Below are 23,367 nucleotides of genomic sequence, written 5' to 3'. Positions count from 1 at the left end.
CAAGGTTGGATTGATATTTTTTTGTACCAAATAACAGCCTACCAAAATAATACCTATTATCGTTTCTTTTGAAATTAAAAGGCTAAAAATCCTTTTAATTAGCTTTAAACCACATGAAAAAGACTAAATGAAACAGTTTGTAAAAATAGCGGGCATCATTTTTCTAAGTTTAGTACTTATTCTGATAGGTCTAATCTTTTATTTCAGAACACCCGCTGGTGAGTTATATCTAACCGAAAAAGTAGTTTTTTACCTCCAAAAAAAACTCAACAAACCATTTTCTATCAAAAGAATTAGCTACAATATTCCAGATTGGATAGCTTTAGAAGGCGTTTATTTACCCGATAATAAGAACGATACATTACTTTACGGCAACAAAATGCGGGTAGATATTGATATGTTGGCTTTATTACAAAACAAGGTAAATATAAATAAAATAGAATTAGATAATATCAATCTTAGTATAAAACGCACGCTTCCAGATACAACTTTCAATTTCAACTACATCTTAAAAGCATTTGAGAGTACCGATAAAAGTACCGACACAACCAAAGGAACTCCTCTCAATTATCAATTATCGAATATTTTCCTCAAGCAAGTTAACATTGCTTATCTCGATGATGTTACTGGCGTAGATGCAAAAGTTAGGCTTGAAAATGCCCAAACGTCTTTCAAAGCTATTGACCCAAGTATTTCAAAATATCATTTAGATAAAGTATCCTTAAATGGTGGAAATTTATCTCTTCGCATTTATGAAGCTTTGGCAAAAACACCTGAAAGCGTTACAAAATCTGATAGCTTGGATTTAGCTTTTGGAGAATTTAATGCTAAAAATATTCAATGGAAAATCACGGAAGAAAGTGCTGGCTTAGTCAATACAGTAAACTTAGGTTCATTGAATGTAAAAGGCAATAAACTTTACTTAGCTGGCGAACAAGTACATTTAAAATCTGTAAATCTTTATAATACCGACGCAAAAGTTAGTTTCTTGAAAAAAGTAAAAAAAGAAAAAGTAACTACTCAAAAAGAAACATCATCTCCAAACAACTGGAAAGTATTGGTTGATAAAATAATCTTGGATGGCAATAACATTCAGTATCAAGACCAAAACCAAGTTGCCTTAAAAAAAGAATTAGATTACAACAACCTAAAAATCAATAATTTAAAAGTAAACTTAGAACGTTTCCGTTTCTCTCCTGACAATATTTCAGGTTGGTTATATTCGAGTTCATTCAAAGAAAAATCTGGTTTTGAATTACAAAAATTTCAGACAGATTTTGCCTATACCAATCGTCAGACATTTTTGAAAAAACTGTACCTAAAAACACCTAACACCATTTTAAGAGATGAATTATCGCTGAGTTACACTTCATTTGAACAATTCAGTAAAAATATTGGCACTTCAAAAATCAAACTCAATCTCAAAAATAGTCAGGTTGCTTTCAAAGATATTTTATTATTAATGCCAGATTTTGCCCAAATGCCTCCTTTCAAAGGGAATGAAAATGCTTTGCTAAAAGTTGATGGTTTAGCAACTGGTACAGTTAATAATTTAAAAATTAGCAAGTTTTCAATGACTGGGTTCGGACAAGCCAAAGCCAATTTACAAGGAGTAATCACTGGTTTGCCCGACATTAATAAAATGGCGTTAAAACTAAATATCAAAGAGGTTTCAATGACTAAAAATGATATTTTGAAATTAGCACCAGCCAATAGCATTCCAAGTAATATTGAGTTGCCACAAAAAGTAAATTTAGTAGGAACAATCAACGGAAAAATCGAAAATTTAGCCATTAATGCTAAAGTAAAAACCGATATGGGCGGTGCTTCTTTTAACGGAAAACTAATCAATATTACTGCTGATAAAAACCAACAATATGAAGGTGTAATGAGTTTGGATGCTTTTGAAATGGGCAAATTTATTAAACAAACAGAAAACGTAGGAAAGCTCACGCTCAATGCAAAAGTAAAAGGGAAAGGCTTAGATTTAAAAACGATGAATACTGCTATCGAAGGCACTATTCAGCAAGCAGAAGTAAAAGGCTATAATTATAAAAATTTAGTATTTGAGACGAATATCACTAATCAAATTGCACAAGTTAAAGCACATATTACAGACCCAAATATTTCATTAAAAATAGACACAAAAGTTGATTTATCACAAAATTTCCCTGGTGTAAAAGGGAATCTTGAAATTGCTGAATTAAATCTAAAACCACTAGGATTTTATGCTGACAACATTGGAATTCATGGAAATATTGATGTAGATATGCCATCAACTGACCCGAACAATCCAAACGGAAAAATAACAATTCACGAAGCAACAATCTATCAAGATGGCAAACCCATTAAACTTGAAAACACCACGCTGACTGCCCAAAACACCAAAGATGGTAGAAGATTTGATATTCAATCGCCATTCTTAATTGCCAATATCAAAGGAGATTTTAATTACTTGCAGCTATCTGATATTTTTATCAGTAATATCAATCGCTATTTTACGATTCCTGATATTACTTTCACGCCAGTTACAGAGCCTTACAAACTTTCTATTGAGGCAAAAATGGTAAAACATCCAGTTTTTAAGGCTTTTTTACCAAGTCTTACCAAACTTGATACTGTTCGATTTTCGGCTTTACTGAATAGTCAGGCTGATACGCTGATGAAAATGTCTTTATTTTCGCCCAATCTGGAATATGATACCATCAAGGTTTCTAATGTAAAAGTAAACCTAAATGCCAATGCTGAAAAGTTGACTTATCAAGCGTCACTTTCGGGTGTTGAAATGAGTAGTTTTAATGTCAGAAAAACCTTTTTAAATGGAATTGTAGCAAATAATACAGCAACTTTTAAAACAGTTTTTAAAGATTCTATCGACCAAAACAGAAATGAAGTAGCTGGCTTAGTTCAGAATTTTGATAATCAATACAGAATTCGATTGGTTAAGGGCAGTTTGAAATTAAATTATAAAAATTGGGAAGTTGATTCAACGGGTTTTGTACAATATGGAAAATCGGGTTTACTCGTCAATCATTTCCAAATGGAGCAAGAAAAACAGCGTTTATTTGTCAACAGTACTTCTTCTGAAGCCAATGGACCAATCAATATTACAGCCGAAAATTTCAGAATTGAAAACTTTGTCACACTTTTCGTCACAGATTCCTTAATGGCTGGCGGAAAAATTGACGGACAAATTTTACTGAGTAATTACATGGCGTCGCCGTCGTTTACTGGCGATGTAAAAGTGACAGATTTCACTTTTCAACAAAGCCCGATTGGGAATTTAGATGTAAATGTATTTAACGAAACTGCTGAAAAAATTACCGCAAAAGCTACTTTATTAAGTACTAAAAACGATTTACAACTCACTGGAAATTATTACCTCAACAACGAAAATCCACTCGATTTTAAATTATCTATCAATAAACTTGGTGCAGAAACTGTACAAGCTTTCAGTTTTGGGCAACTCAAACAAGCCAAAGGGGTTTTACAAGGACAAGCCACCATCAAAGGCTCAAGCACTCAGCCACAAATTCTTGGCGATTTAGGTTTTAGCAATGTTGGTTTCAACATCACACAATTGGGTAGCCGTTATTTGATTGATAAACAAAAATTGTTTTTTGAAGGAAAAACAATTCAACTTAAACAATTTACACTCAGTGATACTTTAAATCAACCTTTGAAAATTGATGGAACAGTTTCATTGGCAAATATTCCTGAGGTAAAATACGATTTGACGATTAATACCAAAAACTTCATGGTGTTAAATTCTAGCCGAAAAGATAATGATTTTTTCTACGGAAAAGGCTTTGTTGATGCAAGTTTATCTGTTCAAGGGATTTCTTCTGCTGCTAAAATTGAAGGCGATATTAAAGTAAGAGAAAATAGTAATATTTCGATTATCGTTCCTGAAAGTTTCGACGAACAAAGCGAAAGCGACGGCATTGTAGTTTTTGTCAATCATAAAAATGAAGTACTCGTCAAGGAAGATTCTACGACGAAAGTATCACTCATGAATGATTTCGTTTCGGAAATGTCCTTAAATATTGAAGCTGACGACAAATCTGAATTTACCATTGTGGTTGATGAATTAAATGGTGACAACCTAAAAGTAAAAGGAAATGCCAGATTAAACGCTGGATTAAGTGCTGATGGACAACCCTTTATTTTAGGTTCTTACGATTTAACGGAAGGTAGTTACGGCTTGACTTTTGAAGTATTAAAGCGTCAATTTTCAATCGAAAAAGGTAGTAATATCATTTGGTCTGGCGACCCTATGAATGCAGAAGTAAACATCACAGCGGTTTATAATACAGAAACAGCTCCGCTAGATTTGATGACAAATGAAACGAATGACGATAACCGTTACAGACAAAAAATTCAATTTGATGTTTTATTAACGATGGCTGGGCGATTGACAAAGCCAGATATTTCCTTCAAAATTCGTCCTTCAAAAACACAAAAATTAGTAAGCAGTTCTGTGATTACAGATGTGCAAAATCGCCTGAACAAACTAGATGCCAACGAAGTAAACAAACAAGTATTTGCTTTACTGATTTTAAATAGATTTTTCTCTGAGAAATCTTCCGACTTTTTCTCAAGTAGCGGTGGGGCAAATCCAGAAGCTTTGGCAAGACAAAGTGTAAGTAAATTACTTTCCGACCAATTAGATATGTTGGCTTCCGACCTTATCAAAGGTGTCGATTTAGACGTGAACTTATCTTCAACACAAGATTTTTTCAATGGAAAATCAAGTGCTAGAACCGATTTAAGTTTAGGTTTGTCAAAAGCGTTTTTTAATGATAAAATTGAAATTAAAGTAGGTAGAAACTTTGAATTAGAAAACAAAACGAGCATCACGAGGAATTCCGCAGAAGTATTTGATAACATTACCGTCAACTACAAACTGACAAATGATGGTCGTTATCTTTTCAAAGCATTCAGGAAAAATCAGTTTCAGTCAGTTTTAGATGGTTACGTGGTTGAAACTGGTGTAGGTTTCACTGTGACAATAGAGTATGGTACTTTCAAAGAAATATTCAAAAAGCCAAAAAGTAAATAGCTTTTCTCCAGCAAGAAATCAACATGAATAATCAAACTTTTACATATTCTTCAACATTCGGGAAAAGGTTTTCTTTACAAAAGATACTTTCACTCCTATTGCTATGCACAGCATTGTTCATTTCAGGCTGTTCAGTTACTAAAAAATTACCCGCTGGCGAAAGCCTTTACGTTGGTGCAAGTATTAAAATGCAAGCCGATTCGGCTGTTAATAAAAAAGATATTGCTACCGTAAAAACACAGCTTGAAGCTTTTGTAAAGCCTAAGCCAAATTCTGCCATTTTAGGTTTTCCTTACAAAGTTTGGTTTTATTACTTGTTTGGTGAACCCAAAAGTGAATCAGGTTTTAAAAGCTTTTTCAGAAAAAGGTTTGGCGAACCTCCAGTATTGGCAAGTAAAAGTGTGATTGGTGCTAATGCTAAACAAATTGGTTTATTGTTGAATAATCAAGGCTATTTTCGTTCTTCAGCGACTGGAATACTTACTGAAAAAAAACGCAAATCGACGGCAGATTACACCATCTATTTACATGAAAGATACATTATTGATACCATAAAATTTTCCACAAAAGATACGTCTGTTTTCGGAAAAGCTTTTGTTGCATCACAAGCAAGATCTTTAATCAAAAAAGGAACGCCATATCAATTCGACCTCATTAGTGCCGAAAGAGAAAGAATTGATAATTTGCTAAAAAGAAGAGGTTTCTATTATTTCAGACCAGATTTCATCATCATCAAGGCTGATTCTTCATTGGCAAATCATAAAGTAAATCTTACTTTTGAAGTTAAACCTTCGACCTCGCAGGTTGCGAAAAAAATGTACTTTATTAGAGATGTACATGTTTTGGCCGATTATGGTGAAAGTGCAGTAAATGATAGCATTAAAGATTTAGAAAGTAATTATAAAGGCATCAAAATATTCGATAGAACGGGTTCATTCCGCCCTAAAATTTTTGCAGATGCGATTGGTTTTCGTCGTGGAGGAAAATATGGAAGTGCTGTTCAAGACGTATCCCTGTCGAGATTAATCAACTTAAATGGAAATTTCAAATTTGTTAAAAATACTTTTGAATTAGTGCCTCGTTCAGATTCTGCCTTACTAGATGTATTTTACTTCTTAACGCCACTAAAAGCAAAATCTGTCGTAGCAGACTTAAATGCCACAACAAAATCAAACAATTACACAGGTTCGAACATCAGCGTTTCGTGGCTCAACAAAAATGCTTTTAAGGGAGCAGAATTATTGAAAATTACGGCAAATGCTGGTTTAGAATTCCAAGTTGGAGGAGCAAGTAGCACACTTGGAGCCTTGAATACGACCCGTTTTTCCATAGAAAGTAATCTTTCCTTGCCAAGATTTACCATTCCATTTGTAACGATTAATCCAGCCAAAAACCAAGCTTTACCTAAAACAAATATCAATATTGGCTACGAGCAACTCAAAAGAGGAGGTTTGTACGACCTTACTTCGCTAAGAACATCTTTGACTTATGCTTGGAAACAAAATGCTTCCATAGAGCATTCTGTAACGCCACTTTTAGTCAATTTAGTAAAAGCCTCAAATTTTAGTGAAGATTTTGCACTGGAGTATTTTCGAAATCCAATTTTGTATGAAGAGATTTTGGATAATAAAATTATCATGAGTACAGCATATACTTTCTCGTACATGCCACAAAATAGAGCCAATAGCCGACACAGTTTTTCATTTACTGGTGGTGTAGAAGTAGCAGGGAATTTAGCGAGTTTATTGGCAAAATTAGGATCAAACGATGATGCTTCTGTATCTACTGTTTTTGGAGTTACTTATCCACAATATGCTAGATTTGATGCAGATTTTAGATATGGTTATCGCTTAACACAAAACCTTCGTTTAGCAAATCGTTTCTTAGTCGGTTATGGTTTACCTTACGGAAACTCTTACTTTTTACCAACAGTTAAACAATATGTAGCAGGCGGGAATAACAGTATTCGTGCTTTCCCAGCAAGAACTATCGGGCCAGGAAGTTATTTAAGAACAGGCTCTTTATTAGAACAAACCATTGGCGGACAATCTGGTGACATTAAACTGGAATTTAATAGCGAATTAAGAGCAAAGTTTAATCAATACATTCACGGAGCTATTTTTATAGATGCTGGAAACGTTTGGATGCAAAAAGACGCTGATATTTATGGTGAAGATGCCGTTTTTACGAAAGACTTTTATAAGCAAGTAGCTATTGGAACTGGAATTGGCTTAAGATTTGACTTTAGTTATTTAGTACTTCGTTTCGATTTAGCAACGCCCGTCAGAAAACCATATCTACCAGAAAATGAACGATGGGTTTTAAAAGATTTCAGTTTGGGAAATCCTGAATGGCGAAAAGAAAATCTGGTTTTAAATATTGCTATTGGTTATCCTTTTTAAACAAAAAGCCTCTTCAAATAATCTTGAAGAGGCTTTTTGTTTAAAAAATAATTATTCTTAATGTATTTTATAAGAAAGTCCGAACGATAGATTTGTTCCTCTTTTACCTACAAGTCCTACATTTAAATTGGCAAAAGCACCTAAATTCTTAAATAAGAAAAGTCTTCCGCCAGCTTGCGCATAAAATGCTGTTCCAGAACCGTCTAAAACTTTACCGTAAATTCCACCGACGTAAGGGTCAAACTTACTTGGCTTTTGATTATCTTCTCCAGAGAAGTGATAGTTCAAACCTACTCCCAAGAAGCCGTCTTCATATATGCCATTTTTACCGTACCAAGTTCTAGCTTCTAAACCAATGTTTCTGGCTAAACCAAATTCACCAGCAAACAAAACTGGGAGTACATTATCTTTGTACATAATACCTCCTTCAACTACTAATAAACCTCTATAAAATACAGGTTGAACCTTCACATTCTCTGTGGTAACTACTTCTACAGTTTTCTCTGTTGCCACTTTATTAACATTTGGCTTCGCTCCTTTTACGACGGTATCTATTTCAACCACAACCGTTCGTTTAATAGTATCTGATTGTTGTGCATTTGTTGATAAAGCAATTAACACTAATGATAGTATCAATAAGTGTGCTTTGAAAGCTAATAAATTTTTCATAAATCTTAATTTTTAGAAATTGTATATAAAATATTACATAAATTATTCCACGACTAAACTATGTATTTTAGGGTAATTTTATCCCTATTTTGGGGTAATTTAAGTATTTAAAATGAATGTTTGAGAAAGCTAGATTAAAATTTTTCGCTATAAAACAAAAAAGGAATAGCTTATAGAAGCTGTTCCTTTAACCAAAAACCCTAACTGCTTAATTAGTATTGTTATCTATAAAGATTGTCTTTAAAAAATGCCTATTCAACGCTACAACCTTATATATTTTGGCAAATTCAGTAATATTTTGGGTAAAAAGGCAAAGGGAGGATTCTCCCTATCCTTTATCGAATACCTAACCATTACTAAATTAATAATCTTTGAAGTAGTTAAAACTAAGTTTTAAAGAAACAGGGAAATCCATTCAACTTCCCTGTTTAACTATGCTATAACCACTTTTAACTTATTCATACTGATTAGTTTAAAAAATATGGGAGTAGAGTACCACTCCCCATTTATCACAATCTAACCACTATGAAAAAGATTAATATTTTTCGTGAAAAGAATTAAATAAATTATTGAATATTCTCTTGAATTTTATCAATTTGATTATTCAAATCTTTTTTAAAGTCCTTCCAATCACGTTTTTTCTCACTTTTCAAATCACTTAATGCTTTATCTAATTCATCCAAAGAATTTTGTAATTCTTTCTTTTTGGAAGCTAATCTAGCTTTTTCTTGAATTGTAGCATTTTTAATATCTTCATCAGCCTCTTTCAGCTTTTTGTTGATTTCTTCTTTTTTGTCGTCAATTTTGCTAACTAAAGCTTCCTTTTCCAACAAAATATTCTGACTAGCCTGTTCGGCTTCGTCTTTTAAATCACCCACCACACTGTCGGCTTTAGATTCAACAAGATCCTGAGCATCTTGTGTTTTTTCAGCTATATCTTTTTTCTCATTTCTAGAACAAGAGAAAAAGGTCGAAACGACAATAAAAGCAATCACTAAATTCTTCATTCTTTTATGATTTAATTTGAAACAAAAAAAATATACCAATTTAAAAAAAATTAAGCCTTCAAAAAAAACGGGCAAGCAATACCTCATTTTTATGAATTATGGGGAATTTTGTAGAATAATTTACACATTCGCTTGCTTTTCTGTAGAAAAATGGCTTTTTATACATTAAATCAACAATACAAATGACAATACCACTCTTGACGAATTCCCGCATTTGACTAATATCATAAAAAATACATGCCATAAAGTTGAATCAAATTTATGAGGTTAAAGCACCACAATTCGGGGGAAATTTATCGCCTATTCTATCGTATTGGGTAAAAAAATAGCGAGTATCATTTTGATACTCGCCATATAAAGCCTTTTAAATATGCTAATAAATAGCCTTTACTCTGATTTCTTTTTTCTTCCTTTTACTAATGATTTTACATCTTCAGTAGTTTCTGTAATGGTTTCAACCAATTCTGGCACAAATTCTAGCATTTTCTTTTTCTTTTCCTTCATAATTCGATTATGGTCTGGTTCGCCTAATAAAAAGCCAAATGGTTTTAAATCTGGTACAGAATCGAAAATTACTTTTAAAATAGCGACTGTTGGTAAAGAAAGTGCCATTCCAGCAATTCCCCACAATGCCGAGCCAAGTAACAAAGCTATGATAGCAACCAAACCATTAATACTTATTTTTGAGCCTACCACTTGAGGCGTAATAAAATTTCCCTCCAAAAACTGAACAAAGATAAAAACGCCCGCTACTCCTACTGCATACATCGGCGAATCTTTAGTAATTAAAGCCATAATAATTGGCAAAATTGAGCCTATCAAAATACCCACAAAAGGAATAATCAATAAAGCCGCCGCTAAAAATCCAAAGAAAATGGCATAATCTATCCCAAGTGCCAGTAAACCCAAAGTATTTAAACTTCCTACAATGATAGTCACAGTAATAAGCCCTTTCAAATAACTATGCACTACTTCATAGATTTTAGTCAGTACAGTATCAATGGCATATTTACTTGTATTTTTAAAAGCTCTATAAAAAAACAATTTGAAAAAATCTCGGTAATACAATAGGAAAAACATATAAATCGGTATCAATGAAAGATTCCCAATCATGTTGCCCGTCATTGAAAGTGCAGAAGTAAAAACAGAACCACCGCTGCTTAAAATGCCTGTTCCATATTGGCGTAATTTTGCATTCTGTGTTTTTCGTCCAACATGAAAATGCTCTTCCGTCCAACGTTGACCTTGTAAGAATAAATGTTCAAATCGTTTTTCTAATTGTGGAAACATTTCACTAAAACTCGCTATTTGTGTAGATGCCAGCCAAATTACTCCAACGGTTATCATTAAGAAAAATAATAATGAAATAGTAATTGATAAAGTACGCCCCAAACCAATTTTTTCCAACAAATTAGATAAGGGAAATAAAGCCATAGAAAGAATAACCGCTACAAAAAAAGGCACTAAAATATCTTGCAAAACCATCATCCAATACACTAGAATAGTGACTGAAATGAGTGAGAAAGCAAATTTTATAATAAAGGGAAATCGTTGAGCCATTGGAATAGAGTTTATTTTTTGTGATAGAAATTATTTTTTGGCAAGAATTATAACTGTAATTTAAAACATTTATCATTCCCAATAAAAAAGGGCTGTATTAATTTACATCCCTTTAGCCTACTTATCATCTGGCATGATTACCAAACAAAGAAAAAAAGAAAATCTGAGAACCTAATCCTTAATAATACTTGCATTGACTGAAAACGAAAGTACTTACCAAAAATTAATAGTTCAGAACATTATCAAAAATTAGAATAATTACATTTCATGTTTAATAATTGAAATTAAAATCGCAATTAAGGTAAATACTAAAAAAAGATGAATCAATCCTTTAAACCCTAATATAAAAACGCTAACAGCCCAGCTCAATACTAATAAAAGGGCAATCTTATAAAAAACATTTTTCACTACTAACACTTTACAAAAATTATACATATAAAAATTACTTGTTGATTTTCAATTACTTGAAACGATAAAAAACACAATAAGTAACATTTTACTAACAATAATTTTGCCTAAATTTCCATACCAGAAATAAAAATCTAACATTTAAAAGCCTAATAGCAAAAATTGTAGATAATTTTCTACAGTTTAGCTAAAAAAAGGCTGGTATTATAATATTACACAAACAATAACATCAAAATAATACAAATAATGAAATACTCCTTCAAAGAGAGAATCGAAGAGTTTCTGAGTTTTACAGGAGAAGTTTTTCGAGAGTTTTCAAATGACAATGCAACAAAGCTAAGTGCTTCTTTATCATATTATACGATATTTTCGCTTGCCCCAATGTTATTGATTATGATTTCGGTAGCAAGTATTTTTTTAGGGAAAGAAGCCATAGAAGGCGAGCTTTTTGGTCAAATAAACAATCTGATTGGCAATGACGCAGCTAAACAGGTGCAATCATTAATTAAAAATGCAGAGCAGTCCCACAAATCTGGCGTGGCAGCCATAATTGGTTTCGTAACATTACTGATTGGTGCAACAGGGGTTTTTGCCGAAATTCAAGATTCCATCAATTTTATCTGGTCATTAAAAGCTAAACCAAAAAATAGTTGGGTAAAGTACTTAATCAATCGTTTTCTATCTTTTTCACTTATTTTGGCATTGGGTTTTCTTTTATTAATTTCTTTAACAATTAATGCCCTATTGAGTTTATTCGATAAGCAATTGCAAATGTATTTTGAAAGTAGCTTTACAATATTTGTGTTTATGTTGGTAAATACATTGGTTATCTGGGCAATTATTACCCTATTGTTTGGTGTCATTATCAAAGTACTTCCAGATGGTAAAATTTCATGGAAAGATACTCTCGTTGGTGCTGGTATTACCTCCTTATTATTCATGATTGGGAAGTTTTTGATAGGTGTATATCTTGGACAATCAGCTGTTAGTACTGCTTTTGGTGCAGCTGGTTCGATTGTTTTAATACTCTTATGGGTGTATTATTCCTCTATCATTTTATACTTCGGTGCAGAGTTTACCAAAGTATATACACTGAGATACGGTACACCTATCCAACCCAATAGCAATGCTGTTTTTATCTTAAAACAAGAACTTGAAGTAAAGAAAAAACAGTCCACCGTTCAATAAAAAATACAATTTTATGGAAACTAACACAATTAATCCTATTAAAATAAAAGCATTACAAGTACTGAATTTTGTATTCTTTATTGTAATGGTAATTATGAATGGTTTGGCGAATGGCTTACCGCTGAATGGTAAAACAACGGGACAATTATCGAATCAATATCCTAATTTGTTCGTTCCTGCTGGTATTACTTTTTCTATCTGGGGAATTATTTACTTTCTTTTATTACTTTTCTGTATTGAGCAGTCTAAATCTCTTTTTCAAAAGAAACCTGATGCTATTTTAGGACTTGTTGTGAATGGAGTTGGTTATTGGTTTATCGTTAATGCTGTTTTGAATTCCCTTTGGATTTTAGCCTGGCATTATGAGTTCATGATTGCGTCAATGCTTATCATGACTGGAATTTTAATATCATTAGTTAAAGTAAATCTTCATATAAAAACCACTCAGGTGTACCTTAGTGGCTATACAAAGATTATTTTGAAAGCTGCTTTCGGAATGTACTTGGGTTGGATTTGTATTGCGACAATTGCCAACGTAACAGCTCTTTTAGTATATTTTGGTTGGACAGACGGTTATATACTTGGACAATCTTGGGCAAGTATCATGATTTTGGCGGGTAGTTTTATTACTTTCTTACTCGTGATTGAATTAAGAAATGGTTATGTAGGTTTAGCCGTCATTTGGGCATTATTGGGTATTCTTTTAGCTCGTTATCAAGCAGAAGTATTTTATAAATATATTGCTTTTAGTGCTATGTTAGGAATCGTCATCGTTGTTGCCAGTACAATTATGGCTTCAACTATTTTAATGTTTACTCGCAAGAAAAAACTACCCGAAGAAACTACGATGCCAGAGTAAAAGTGACAATAAATTTTGTACCTTTTCCTAATTCAGATTCAACTTCTACTCTAGCTTTATGAGATTGAATAATGTTCAGCGTTGCAGCTAAACCTAAACCAATTCCATTGTTTTTTGAAGTAAAATAAGGTTCAAAAAGGCGTTCAATATGCTCTTGACTAATTCCTACGCCATTGTCTTCTATGGAAACAATAATAGATTTATTTCTTTGAGTAGCATTAATTTTCAGGATACCATCTCCTTCTTTCATTGCCTCCACAGCATTGATAATAATATTTAGTAGTGCAATTTGAATTTTGGCTTTGTCAACATCAATCCAAATATCAGAAGGATAATCACTGATTAATTTAATGTTTTTCAGATTAATTCTATCGATTGCTTGTTCGATAGTACTTTCCAGGATTTCCTGTAAATTATATCGACTAAAAGTTACTTCTGAAGGTCTTGAAGTATTCAACAATTCGGTTATTAAATCATTAATCCTCTGGCTATTTCTTCTGATAATATCAATAAAAAATTTGGCGTCTTCATCTTCAAAATCAACTTCCATTTGCTCGATTGACAGATTTATGTTCGTCAAAGGATTACGGACTTCGTGTGCCAAAGTACGAACTAAACGCCCAGTAGCCGCCATTTTTTGAAAAAGTAAAGAATCTCGCTCTTCTTTTTTTCTAGCAGTAATATCATGAATAATACCTAAATAATATGGATTTCCATCACTATCTAATTGGCGATTACAGTGAATTGAACATTGTTTTTTTTCACCAAATTTGGTTTCCAAAAGTACTTCAAAATCACTAATTTCTCCTTCAGCTTCCAATTGATTAATGAATTGACGACGGTCGGTAGCACGAACAAAAACGGAATAGCTTTTTAGCTGATAGAGTTCTTCTTCGGTATAACCAAAGAGTTCGGCTGTAGAGGGCGTGAAGTAATTGAATGTACCATCTAAACGAGCAGTAAAGATGGCTTCTTTGGTTTGGTCAAAAATATTTCTATATTTTCGCTCACTTTCACGAAGAGTAGAAAGTGTACTGGAACGTTCGAGAGAATAACGAATACAACGTTCTAACTTTTCAGAATCTAATTCACTTTTTACTAAATAATCAAAAGCACCAAGTGTCATAGCTTCAACATCAATGCGTTGATCGCCTTTACCAGTCAATAAAATCACTGGCGATTTCAAACCATGCTCAATGCCAACTCTGAGTAAATCAATACCCGTTTTAGAACCCAATAAAAAATCAAAAAAGCATAAATCGTATTGCTTTTTTTTGATTTTCTCTATGGCATTATCAAATGAAAACGCCCAATCTATATCAAACTTTTGACTTTCAATATCTTTCAGATAATCGCTTGTAAGCAAGAAATCATCCTCGTCGTCATCAACCAATAATAATTTAATAGTACTATCTCTCATGATTTATTTTTATCAATCTGGTAACTGAACAATTTCAAACCAATATTGTCCGATTGTACGAATTACTTCTAAAAAACGGGTAAAAGTTACAGGTTTTGAGATAAAACAATTTACACCTAAATCATAACTTTTTACAATATCAACATCCGACTTTGAAGTAGTAAGCACAATGATAGGAATTTTGCACAAATCAGGGTCCGATTTTATGATTTTAAGTGCTTCTCTCCCATCTACTTTAGGCATATTCAAATCCAACAAGATAATATCTGGGCGTGGGAATTCTGTTGGGTTATTGAATTTGCCGTTTTGTCGAAGGTAATCTATCAAATCCACTCCATCCTCCACAAATTTAATTTGGTTGACAATATGGTTCTCTTCTAAGGCTTCCTGAGTCATCATTCTATCGTCAGCATCATCATCAGCGACGAGAATTACGATACTTTTTTTTTGATTCATAGTTTTATTATTTATGCCTGGCGTATTGGCAAATACATAATGAACGTTGCACCTGCTCCTAGTTCACTTTCAGCATAGATTATTCCCTGATGGTTTTCAACAATTTTTTTGCAAATTGCTAAACCCAATCCCGTTCCTTCAAATTCTGATCTTCCGTGTAATCTTTGAAAAATCACAAATATTCGTTCAGCATATTCTGGCTCAAAGCCAATGCCATTGTCTTTAACAGTAATTTTATAATAACGCTTGTTTTTATAATCTAAGCCCAATTTACTCAACTCTCCTTTTGTGGATTCTTTGGCATCAACCCAAATGTTTGGTGAATGATTAGGCTTTACAAATTTCAGTGCATTACTTATTAAATTTTGAAATAATTGTTGCATTTTCGGAACAGAAGCTTCCAGTGTTGGCATTATTCCTACATGAATTTGTGCATTTGTTTCACCTACTTTAAGTTCTAAATCGCTCAAAACATTTTCAAGCGTTTTGTTCAAATTTACTTGTTCAAAAGCGACTAATTTTCTTGATAAACGAGAATATGAAAGTAGGTTTTCCATCAGTACTTCCATTCTATTGGCAGAATCAATCATTCTTGTCAAATAAAAACTAGCATCATCGTCTAGCTGTTTTTTGTACTTTTGATTGAGCCTATCACCAAAAGCTGTTATTTTTCGCAATGGTTCTTTCAAATCGTGCGAAGCCACATAGGCAAATTGTTCTAATTCTTGATTGGAGTGATTGAGTTCTTCTAACTTTCGTTCTAATTCCTTTTCATAAGCTTTCAGTTCTGTTACTTCAACTGTATTTCCTATAAATTTCAGTACTTTCCCAGCTTCGTCTGAACTTACCCAACCTTTTGTTTGAACATATTTTTCAACGCCGTCTAAATCAACAATTTTATGTTCAAAGGCATAAGGTTGTTTTTGTTCCGCTGCTTCTTGAATTACTTTTTTAACATTCGCAATATCATCATCATGTACTCTGGCATAGTAAAACTCAATATTGATTTTTGCTGGTAGCCTAGAAATATCACTTCCCGAATACAATTTTTTCAAACCATCCGACCATTGTATTTCATCTTTATTAACATCCCATTCAAAACTGCCATAACTCATCAAAGCTTCTGCTTCTTTGAACAAATCTTTATTTTTCTTGAGTTCTTCGTAAGCTAACGATAGTTCCTCAACCTTGGTTTCTAATTCTCCTTTAATTTGTTTGATTTCGGTAATGTCTTGCGAAGTACCAATTACTCGTATTACTTCACCTTTATCGTCCAAAAAACACCTTCCTCTTACTGCTATTTGTTTTCTATTTCCTTTTAAATCTATGATTTCATGCTCGTACTCATAAATAGTTTTTTTCTCTTTTATCGCACTCAAGGACAAATCTCTTATTCGCTGTACATCATCTTCTGGAACATGCTTTTGATAAGTACCATAAGGCATTTGTGAACCTTCATAAGCTGATTGGTCATAGCCAAATATTTCAAATAAACCATTCGACCAGATAACGTAATCATTATTTAGTTTCCATTCCCAGCTTCCATAATTAAACAAACGTTCGGCTTCATTCGATTGATTTTGCACTTGCTTAGTTTTTTCAAGCAATTCATTTTCAACCGTAATATCATCCGCCAAAATCAATAACATACTTGGCTGATTCGAAGCATCTTTTTTAATTAAAGTGCATTTATTCTTAATCGTGATATTTTTGCCCGATTTACTGACTATTTTCAGGATAAAGTTTTCGCTAGCATTAATGGCTACTTCTTCAAATTTTTTTTGTAAATATTGAAACAGATGTTCGGACGAACTGAAGTTTTCGATTGGAAATACAGAAAGGTCATTCGTGAATAATTCCTCTGGCGAATAGTTGGCAACAACTTCCGTTTTTGCATTGAGGTAAACAGCATTTTTATCTGTTAAATCTAACAGATAAACGAAACTTGGTATGGCTTCCAGAAAACCATTCAAAAAATCAGACTGATTATCAGTGTTAAATACTTCAAAAAAATGATTAGGCACGTCCATTAATTTCTATTATTAAAGAAACTACTTATGTAATTTCAGAAAACTTGAGCAAGGAAATAATCCAACTTTGCAGCAACTTACAATTCAAAAACTTTCATTTTATTGTAAAGTGTTTTCCTGTCTATTCCAAGAATTCTAGCGGCTTTACTTTTATTGAAATTTACTTCTTTTAGTACTTTCAAAATCATATCGTATTCTGCTTCAATCGCTGCCGATTTCAAGGAAGGCTTAGAGATAACTTCGTTCGAAGAAATACTTTCTGGAATATTTTGAACAACTTCAACAACTGGTGCTGAAACAGTAACTGGCGGAGTTGACGTTTCAGTAAAGAGTAATTTTGTGTAATTAGAAATTTCAAAAGGCAATGTTTTTGATTCAATCCATTCTCCGTCGGTTAATAAAGTGGCTCTTTTTATGACATTTCGCATTTCACGCAGATTGCCATACCATGCGTAATTCATGAAATTATCAATAACATCACTCGAAAAACCTTTTACTTTTTTGCCAAGCTCTTCGTTGGTTTGGTCCAAGAAAAATTGAGCGAAAGTCATAATATCAGCTTTGCGTTCACGAAGTGGCGGAACATCAATGCTGAATTCATTAAAACGGTGATATAAATCTTCTCTGAATTTACCTTTTTTAGAAGCTTCAATTAGTTTTTCATTAGAGGCAACCAAAATTCTAACATCCAACGGAATTTCTTTTGTCCCTCCAATTCGCTTCATTTTTCTTTCCTGAACAACTCTCAATAAAAGTACTTGTACTTCGTAAGGAAGGTTAGCTACTTCATCCAAAAAAATCGTTCCACCATTTGCCATTTCAAAGTGTCCGATTTTCTGGTTTAATGCCCCTGTGAACGAACCTTTTTCGTGTCCAAACAATTCTGAACCAGCTAAATCTTTAGAAATAGCACCGCAGTCCATCGCCACAAAAGGCTGATTTGCTCTTTTGCTATGCAAATGAATTTCTTGAGCAATGGCTTCTTTTCCAGAGCCACTTTCACCATAAATCAGTACACTATAATTGGTTGGTGCAACAAGTTCAATCTGACGAATCAAGAATTTTGATTCTGCCCCATCTCCAAAAATATAATTGGCAGGTTTCGAGTTTTTCTTTTTTTGATGAGAAGTCGTTGTACCATCATGTTCTTCACCCAAATCTTGCATACTTCCTTTTTCAGTTTCTACACTTTCTAAGGCTTTTTTGATGGTCAGTAAAATTTCGTCTGGAAAAAGTGGCTTTGTGATATAATCATAAGCACCCATTTTCATGACATTTACTGCAATTTTTATGTCTGAATAACCCGTAATAATCAATACAGGTACAAAAGGAAATTTTTCTTTAATTTTCAGAAGTATAGTCCCGCCATCGGTATCGCCCAATCTAAAATCAGTCATAATTAAATCAGGTCTGAATTCTTGAAGCAAAGCCAAGCCAGTACTGCCATCATGAGCGATAGCAACTTCGTAATTGTTTTTGGTCAAAAAACGACGAAGGAGTAAACATATATCTGTATCATCGTCGATTACTAAAATCCGTTGCATAGTTTTATTATTAAAGGAAAGAGACAATTATGAAATTACCACAAACCGTATTTCCAAGAATCAACTTCGTAATGTTATTACTCTTCAGCATTTTATAATTGTCGTCTGAGTTGTGCTGAAGAAATATTCAAATTTTCTCTGTATTTAGCTACCGTTCTTCTAGCGATATGATAGCCTTGTTGAGCCAACAATTCCATCAATTGAAAATCATTGAATGGACTTTTCTTGTTTTCATTGGCAATTAAATTGGCGATAGCTTGCTGAATTTCACGATTTGAAACCTCGCCGCCAGAATCCATTCTAATTCCTTCTGAAAATAAATCTTTTAAATTGATAATCCCAAAAGGCGTCTGTGCATACTTGCCACTCGTTACTCTTGAAATCGTTGAAATATCCATATTAATTTGGCTCGCCACATCTTTTAAAATCATCGGTTTTAAACTACTGACATCGCCATTTTTGAAAAATTCTTTCTGAAAAGAAACAATGGCTTGCATCGTTTTCAACATCGTCATTTCTCTTTGCTGAATGGCTTCGATTAACCAATTAGCCGTATTAATTTTACTGTTAACGTATTGATTAGCAGCTTTATCTTTACTAGAAGCAATTGAACTGGCAAAATATTGATTAATTTTCAAAGATGGAATTCTACTATTATTCAATGCAATATCTATTTGCGTATCGCCATACATATTGGTTTCATAAGTAATGATATAGTCCGGAATGATATTATCCTTAATGGCAATCGACGATGTTTCTCCATCAATTACTGGCTTGGCATTCAAAGCACTGATTTGGGCAAGAGCCATTTTTAATTCATCCGAACTTACTTCTCTTAAACGCATAATTTTTTCATAATTACGCACCGCAAGTTCGTCCATATTAAAAGCCACAATATCAATTGCCAAAGATACTTCTAAGCCTTTTTCTTTTTTATGCTGAAGCTGTCTCATCAAACATTCCTGTAAATCAGCCGAACCGATTCCAACAGGTTCCATCAATCTGAGTACCTTCAATAACTTTTCTACTTCATCAACATCTACATAAGCACCATTAGCAAAAGAAAAATCATCGGCAATGTTTTCTGCTGAATAAGTTAAAAAACCTTCATCAGTCAAAGAATCAATGATATAGTCGATTAGAATACTTTGTTTTTCGGTCAGTGGCAAAAAGTGTACTTGACTTTTCAGTTCACTTCGCCAATCTGTATTTTGTGCTATAGGCAAACTGTAGAGTTCGTCGTCTTCACTATGGTTATTTACTTTGGTTTTATAGTCTGGAATATCATCATGAGCGTACTCATCCCAATCGGCATAATCATTATCGGGTTGGGTAAGTGTTGGGAATTCATCTGAATCGCTATCAGCATCAAAATCTTCGGATGAATCGTCAGCAATTGTAGCACCTTCCTCCAATAATGGATTTTCTTCTAATTCCGTTTTGATCCGCTCTTCTAACTCAAGCGTTGATAATTGCAAAAAATTAAGCATTTGTATTTGCAAAGGCGTAATTTTGAAAGTCTGACGCTGGCTCTGTGATAAATTCATCATGTTGATATAGTTTTAGGAGACTACTACCTATTTTCAATTAATGAGCCGTAATTTTGTTTTTTATTTATTTTTTTGAAAAAAATAAATAAAAAAATTTAAGTACCTAAAAAACAGAAACTTAACAATAAAATATTTTATTGTTTCAAAAAACTAACAAATAGCACATTGCAATACTTTGGTACAAGTTGTGCAAAAAAATCCACACTTTGTAGAAAGTGTTTTTAAATTAACTTATTTGTTAAAAAGAAGATTCCTCATTATTACTCGTTCTCGCTTAAAAAATTTTAAATATTTTCAATTACTATTTAATCAAAATACTGCTTCATCAAGCAATTTATCAACTATGCAGAAATCTCAGACCCTACAGTTCATCATAGCTTCATTTATAGGCTTTGCCTTTATGCTTGGCGGTTTATCATGGGTTTCTTTCGAACAAATCGCTCAGAATACTGAATACACCCAACTTGTTGAACACACCCAATCGGTTTTATGGGTAAGCGAAGAACTAATTTCATCTATGAAAGATGTGGAAACTGGGCAAAGAGGTTATATCATTACCGGTAAAAAAAGCCATTTAATTCATTACAATGAAGGGAAAGAAAAAGTATTTTCAAGATTGGATACACTAAAGATTTTGGTGTCAGATAATCCTGTACAGTTAAGAAGTTTGGCGAAAATTAAAGAAATGGTTTATGAGAAAATTAAGTACGTTGACTATAATATTCAAACCATCAAAAACAATAAACCTTTAGAAATCAGTAAATTTGAACAAGGTCGAAAAGCAATGGATAACCTCAGAATTTGGATTTCCACTTTTCAAAATAATGAAAAATCAATTCTTGAAACCAGAGTACGTTCAAAAATACATGGACAATCGCTTTTGCCAATTTATCAAATCATGTTGGCTGTTGCTTCTTTTACGCTTTTGCTAATTTCCTTTTACTTGGTTTATACTGAACTTAAAAACCGTTTTAAATTCCAGAAAGCATTAGAAAATAAAATTGAAGAATTGAACCGTTCGAATACTGAACTAGAGCAATTTGCTTATGTAGCTTCGCACGATTTACAAGAGCCACTCCGAAAAATCAGAGCATTTTGTGATAAACTACAAGTAAAACAAAAAATGGTTTTGAACGATGATGGAAAAGAAACTTTAGATAAGGTTTCTACTTCAGCAGCCAGAATGCAAGTACTGATTGATGATTTACTAAACTTTTCAAGATTAGTAAATCATAAAACTCATAGTTTAAGTTCGGTGAATCTCAACCAAATTATTGATGATGTCTTGAGTGATTTTTCTGAAATCATTACTCAGAAAAAAGCTACATTTTCTATTGCAAAGCTCCCAGAATTGAAAGCCTATAACTTTCAGATGAATCAACTTTTTATGAATTTAATCAGTAATTCTTTAAAATATACGAAAGAAGGCGTAAATCCACATACTATCATCGAATATTCTACCGTTCAAGGCAATACGATACCTCAGCTTTCTAGTATTCATGAAGAGCGTTTTTTCCATAAAATCTCTATACAGGACAACGGAATTGGCTTTGAAGGTGAATATTCCGAGAAAATATTCGTAATTTTCCAACGTTTACATAACCGTAATACCTATCAAGGTACTGGTGTTGGCTTAGCGATTTGCAGAAGAGTGATGACAAACCACAATGGTTTTATCTTTGCCGATAGCAATCCCTACGAAGGAGCCACTTTCAGTGTCTATTTCCCGATAACTGCTTAAAAATTGATAAAATGAACAAAAGATGTAATATCTTAATTGCTGACGATGATGATGATGATAAATTTTTGGTAAAATCTGCCTTAGAGGATTGTACCTCGAACACTCCTATTCATTTTGTTGAAAATGGCGTTGAAGTACTAGAATATCTAAAAAATGAAGGACAATTTGCCGATAAATATAATTTCCCTAAGCCTTCAATCATCATTTTGGATTTGAATATGCCTAAAAAAGATGGCAGAGAAACCTTGAAAGAAATCAAAGCAAATCCACTTTTCAAAAAAATCCCAGTCATCATTTTGACGACTTCAAAAGCGGAAGAAGATGTAAATTTATGTTACTCTTCGGGTGCGAACGCTTATATCGTAAAACCTAATTCGTTTACTGAACTCACTGAAATCCTATCAACAATGACAAAATTCTGGTTGGAAATCGTAACACTTCCACCCACAATTATGTAGAAATTGATAGTTTAGGTTGACTTCCCGAATGCTCAATCATTTCTGTAGGCTTTTCGCTGGTAACTTTTTTTACCCAAAGTAAAGATTTTTCCAGCAAGCCTTGCTTTGCTTTGGGTAGCTGAACCTGCAAAGTATTTTCGGGCTTAGTCTTTTCATTGAACCAAGCAACCGACTGATTCACCATTTCATCTTTATTCTTGTCAACATAATTACTCAGTAAGTTTTTGGCAAAAAAAGGAACGGCAAGTCGAACCAACCAAGATGAATTACGTAAAAGAGTATTTCTTAACAGCATATCCACTCCTAAATCTAACCCAATATTTACGAGGCTACTGTTGCGGTTACTCTCCACAAATAAATTTTTAGAAACATCAACCATCTGTCGAACGGGTTGAATTTCAGCCTGAAGCATTTTAATATCTTCAGTAAGTTTTCCTTTGGCTATTAAAATATCATTTTCAAGCCTTAGCTTTTCGACTTTTAGCTGCTCAATATTTTCTATCTTCATCTTCGCTGTAAAATTTCTTTAAAAAAGAATTAACCAAAGGCAGTTTAATATATTCGTCTTTGATAAACCAAAGTAAAATTCCTGCTATTACATAAAAAACACCTACACCAAAAAAGCCCAATGCTACACTGTTAAAGTATTGTCCCAGCACCCAAGCCACCGACAAACTCATAAATAATAAGACTATCATAAAAAGTAAAATAAAAAGTAAAGTCGTTGCAAGGTCTGCAATACCATTGGCTGCTTTTGATGAAGTATTCAATACTCCTAACTTCCAGCGAGCCTCCACATAATCACTAGCATGTTCGAAGATGTCTTCCGCAATATCTTTTGTTTGTTCAAAGGCTGCCATCGTTTTAAAATTAAGTTAGAGACTAATTTTCAGGAAAATAAAAAGTTTATGATAAGCTGACCAAGCCTTTGGTAAGTAGTCGGCGAAAAAAAGCTACTTTGTTGAATAAATTAAATTACCGAATATCACTGTATTTTAATTTCATAATTCACA

At 33.1% G+C, this 23,367-nt stretch carries 17 protein-coding genes; 6 read left to right on the top strand and 11 right to left on the bottom strand.

Annotated features, from left to right (window positions below):
• Positions 1–127 precede the first annotated feature (127 nt).
• Positions 128–5,062, top strand: a complete 4,935-nt coding sequence (locus VB776_RS02645; protein WP_323325754.1) for a translocation/assembly module TamB domain-containing protein — start codon at positions 128–130, stop codon at positions 5,060–5,062.
• Between the two features lie 23 nt (positions 5,063–5,085).
• On the top strand, positions 5,086–7,464 hold the full coding sequence (tamL, locus tag VB776_RS02640) for a translocation and assembly module lipoprotein TamL (protein ID WP_323325751.1): 2,379 nt from the start codon (positions 5,086–5,088) through the stop codon (positions 7,462–7,464).
• A gap of 57 nt (positions 7,465–7,521) precedes the next feature.
• Here the strand turns inward: tamL and VB776_RS02635 are convergent, their stop codons facing one another.
• From VB776_RS02635 to VB776_RS24520, 4 genes are all read right to left on the bottom strand, one after another.
• Positions 7,522–8,133 (bottom strand): hypothetical protein, encoded by a 612-nt coding sequence (locus tag VB776_RS02635; protein WP_323325749.1) that lies wholly within the window; start codon positions 8,131–8,133, stop codon positions 7,522–7,524.
• A gap of 566 nt (positions 8,134–8,699) precedes the next feature.
• Positions 8,700–9,128 carry a hypothetical protein gene (locus VB776_RS02630; RefSeq protein WP_323325748.1) on the bottom strand — a complete coding sequence of 143 codons (429 nt, stop codon included), beginning with the start codon at positions 9,126–9,128 and terminating at the stop codon, positions 8,700–8,702.
• A 399-nt stretch (positions 9,129–9,527) separates the two neighbouring features.
• On the bottom strand, positions 9,528–10,700 hold the full coding sequence (locus tag VB776_RS02625; protein WP_323325746.1) for an AI-2E family transporter: 1,173 nt from the start codon (positions 10,698–10,700) through the stop codon (positions 9,528–9,530).
• A gap of 258 nt (positions 10,701–10,958) precedes the next feature.
• Positions 10,959–11,135 carry a DUF5670 family protein gene (locus VB776_RS24520; protein WP_407653779.1) on the bottom strand — a complete coding sequence of 59 codons (177 nt, stop codon included), beginning with the start codon at positions 11,133–11,135 and terminating at the stop codon, positions 10,959–10,961.
• A gap of 219 nt (positions 11,136–11,354) precedes the next feature.
• Between VB776_RS24520 and VB776_RS02620 the strand changes: the two genes are divergently transcribed.
• The gene (locus VB776_RS02620; protein WP_323325744.1) at positions 11,355–12,296 is read left to right on the top strand and encodes a YihY/virulence factor BrkB family protein; all 942 of its coding nucleotides are present in this window, start codon (positions 11,355–11,357) and stop codon (positions 12,294–12,296) included.
• Positions 12,297–12,309: 13 nt separating this feature from the next.
• Positions 12,310–13,155, top strand: coding sequence for a hypothetical protein (locus tag VB776_RS02615; protein WP_323325742.1), 846 nt, complete (start codon positions 12,310–12,312; stop codon positions 13,153–13,155).
• On the opposite strand, the gene VB776_RS02610 is transcribed toward VB776_RS02615, so the two are convergent.
• The 5 genes from VB776_RS02610 to rpoN form a co-directional block, all read right to left on the bottom strand.
• Positions 13,139–14,575 (bottom strand): hybrid sensor histidine kinase/response regulator, encoded by a 1,437-nt coding sequence (locus VB776_RS02610; protein WP_323325740.1) that lies wholly within the window; start codon positions 14,573–14,575, stop codon positions 13,139–13,141. The genes VB776_RS02615 and VB776_RS02610 overlap by 17 nt on opposite strands.
• 12 nt (positions 14,576–14,587) lie before the next feature.
• Entirely contained in the window at positions 14,588–15,031 is a 444-nt protein-coding gene (locus VB776_RS02605) for a response regulator (RefSeq protein ID WP_323325738.1), read from the bottom strand.
• Between the two features lie 11 nt (positions 15,032–15,042).
• Positions 15,043–17,061: an ATP-binding protein gene (locus VB776_RS02600; RefSeq protein ID WP_323325736.1), complete on the bottom strand. Its 2,019-nt coding sequence runs from the start codon at positions 17,059–17,061 to the stop codon at positions 15,043–15,045.
• Between the two features lie 77 nt (positions 17,062–17,138).
• Positions 17,139–18,605 (bottom strand): sigma-54-dependent transcriptional regulator, encoded by a 1,467-nt coding sequence (locus VB776_RS02595; protein ID WP_323325734.1) that lies wholly within the window; start codon positions 18,603–18,605, stop codon positions 17,139–17,141.
• Positions 18,606–18,697: 92 nt separating this feature from the next.
• Positions 18,698–20,155, bottom strand: coding sequence for an RNA polymerase factor sigma-54 (gene rpoN / locus VB776_RS02590; protein WP_323325732.1), 1,458 nt, complete (start codon positions 20,153–20,155; stop codon positions 18,698–18,700).
• A 343-nt stretch (positions 20,156–20,498) separates the two neighbouring features.
• Here rpoN and VB776_RS02585 point away from each other — a divergent pair, with 343 nt between their 5' ends.
• Together VB776_RS02585 and VB776_RS02580 are read left to right on the top strand one after the other, a co-directional pair.
• Positions 20,499–21,896 (top strand): sensor histidine kinase, encoded by a 1,398-nt coding sequence (locus tag VB776_RS02585; protein WP_323325730.1) that lies wholly within the window; start codon positions 20,499–20,501, stop codon positions 21,894–21,896.
• A gap of 11 nt (positions 21,897–21,907) precedes the next feature.
• The gene (locus VB776_RS02580; RefSeq protein ID WP_323325728.1) at positions 21,908–22,354 is read left to right on the top strand and encodes a response regulator; all 447 of its coding nucleotides are present in this window, start codon (positions 21,908–21,910) and stop codon (positions 22,352–22,354) included.
• On the opposite strand, the gene VB776_RS02575 is transcribed toward VB776_RS02580, so the two are convergent.
• Positions 22,347–22,862 (bottom strand): hypothetical protein, encoded by a 516-nt coding sequence (locus tag VB776_RS02575; protein WP_323325726.1) that lies wholly within the window; start codon positions 22,860–22,862, stop codon positions 22,347–22,349. The genes VB776_RS02580 and VB776_RS02575 overlap by 8 nt on opposite strands.
• On the bottom strand, positions 22,843–23,214 hold the full coding sequence (locus tag VB776_RS02570; RefSeq protein WP_323325724.1) for a hypothetical protein: 372 nt from the start codon (positions 23,212–23,214) through the stop codon (positions 22,843–22,845). The genes VB776_RS02575 and VB776_RS02570 overlap by 20 nt, the downstream gene beginning before the upstream one ends.
• Positions 23,215–23,367 lie beyond the last annotated feature (153 nt).

Source organism: Arcicella gelida (genome assembly GCF_034931025.1).
Lineage (GTDB): Bacteria > Bacteroidota > Bacteroidia > Cytophagales > Spirosomataceae > Arcicella > Arcicella gelida.
Note: the sequence above shows the minus strand (reverse complement) of the source record. Positions and strands in the feature narration are given on the sequence as shown.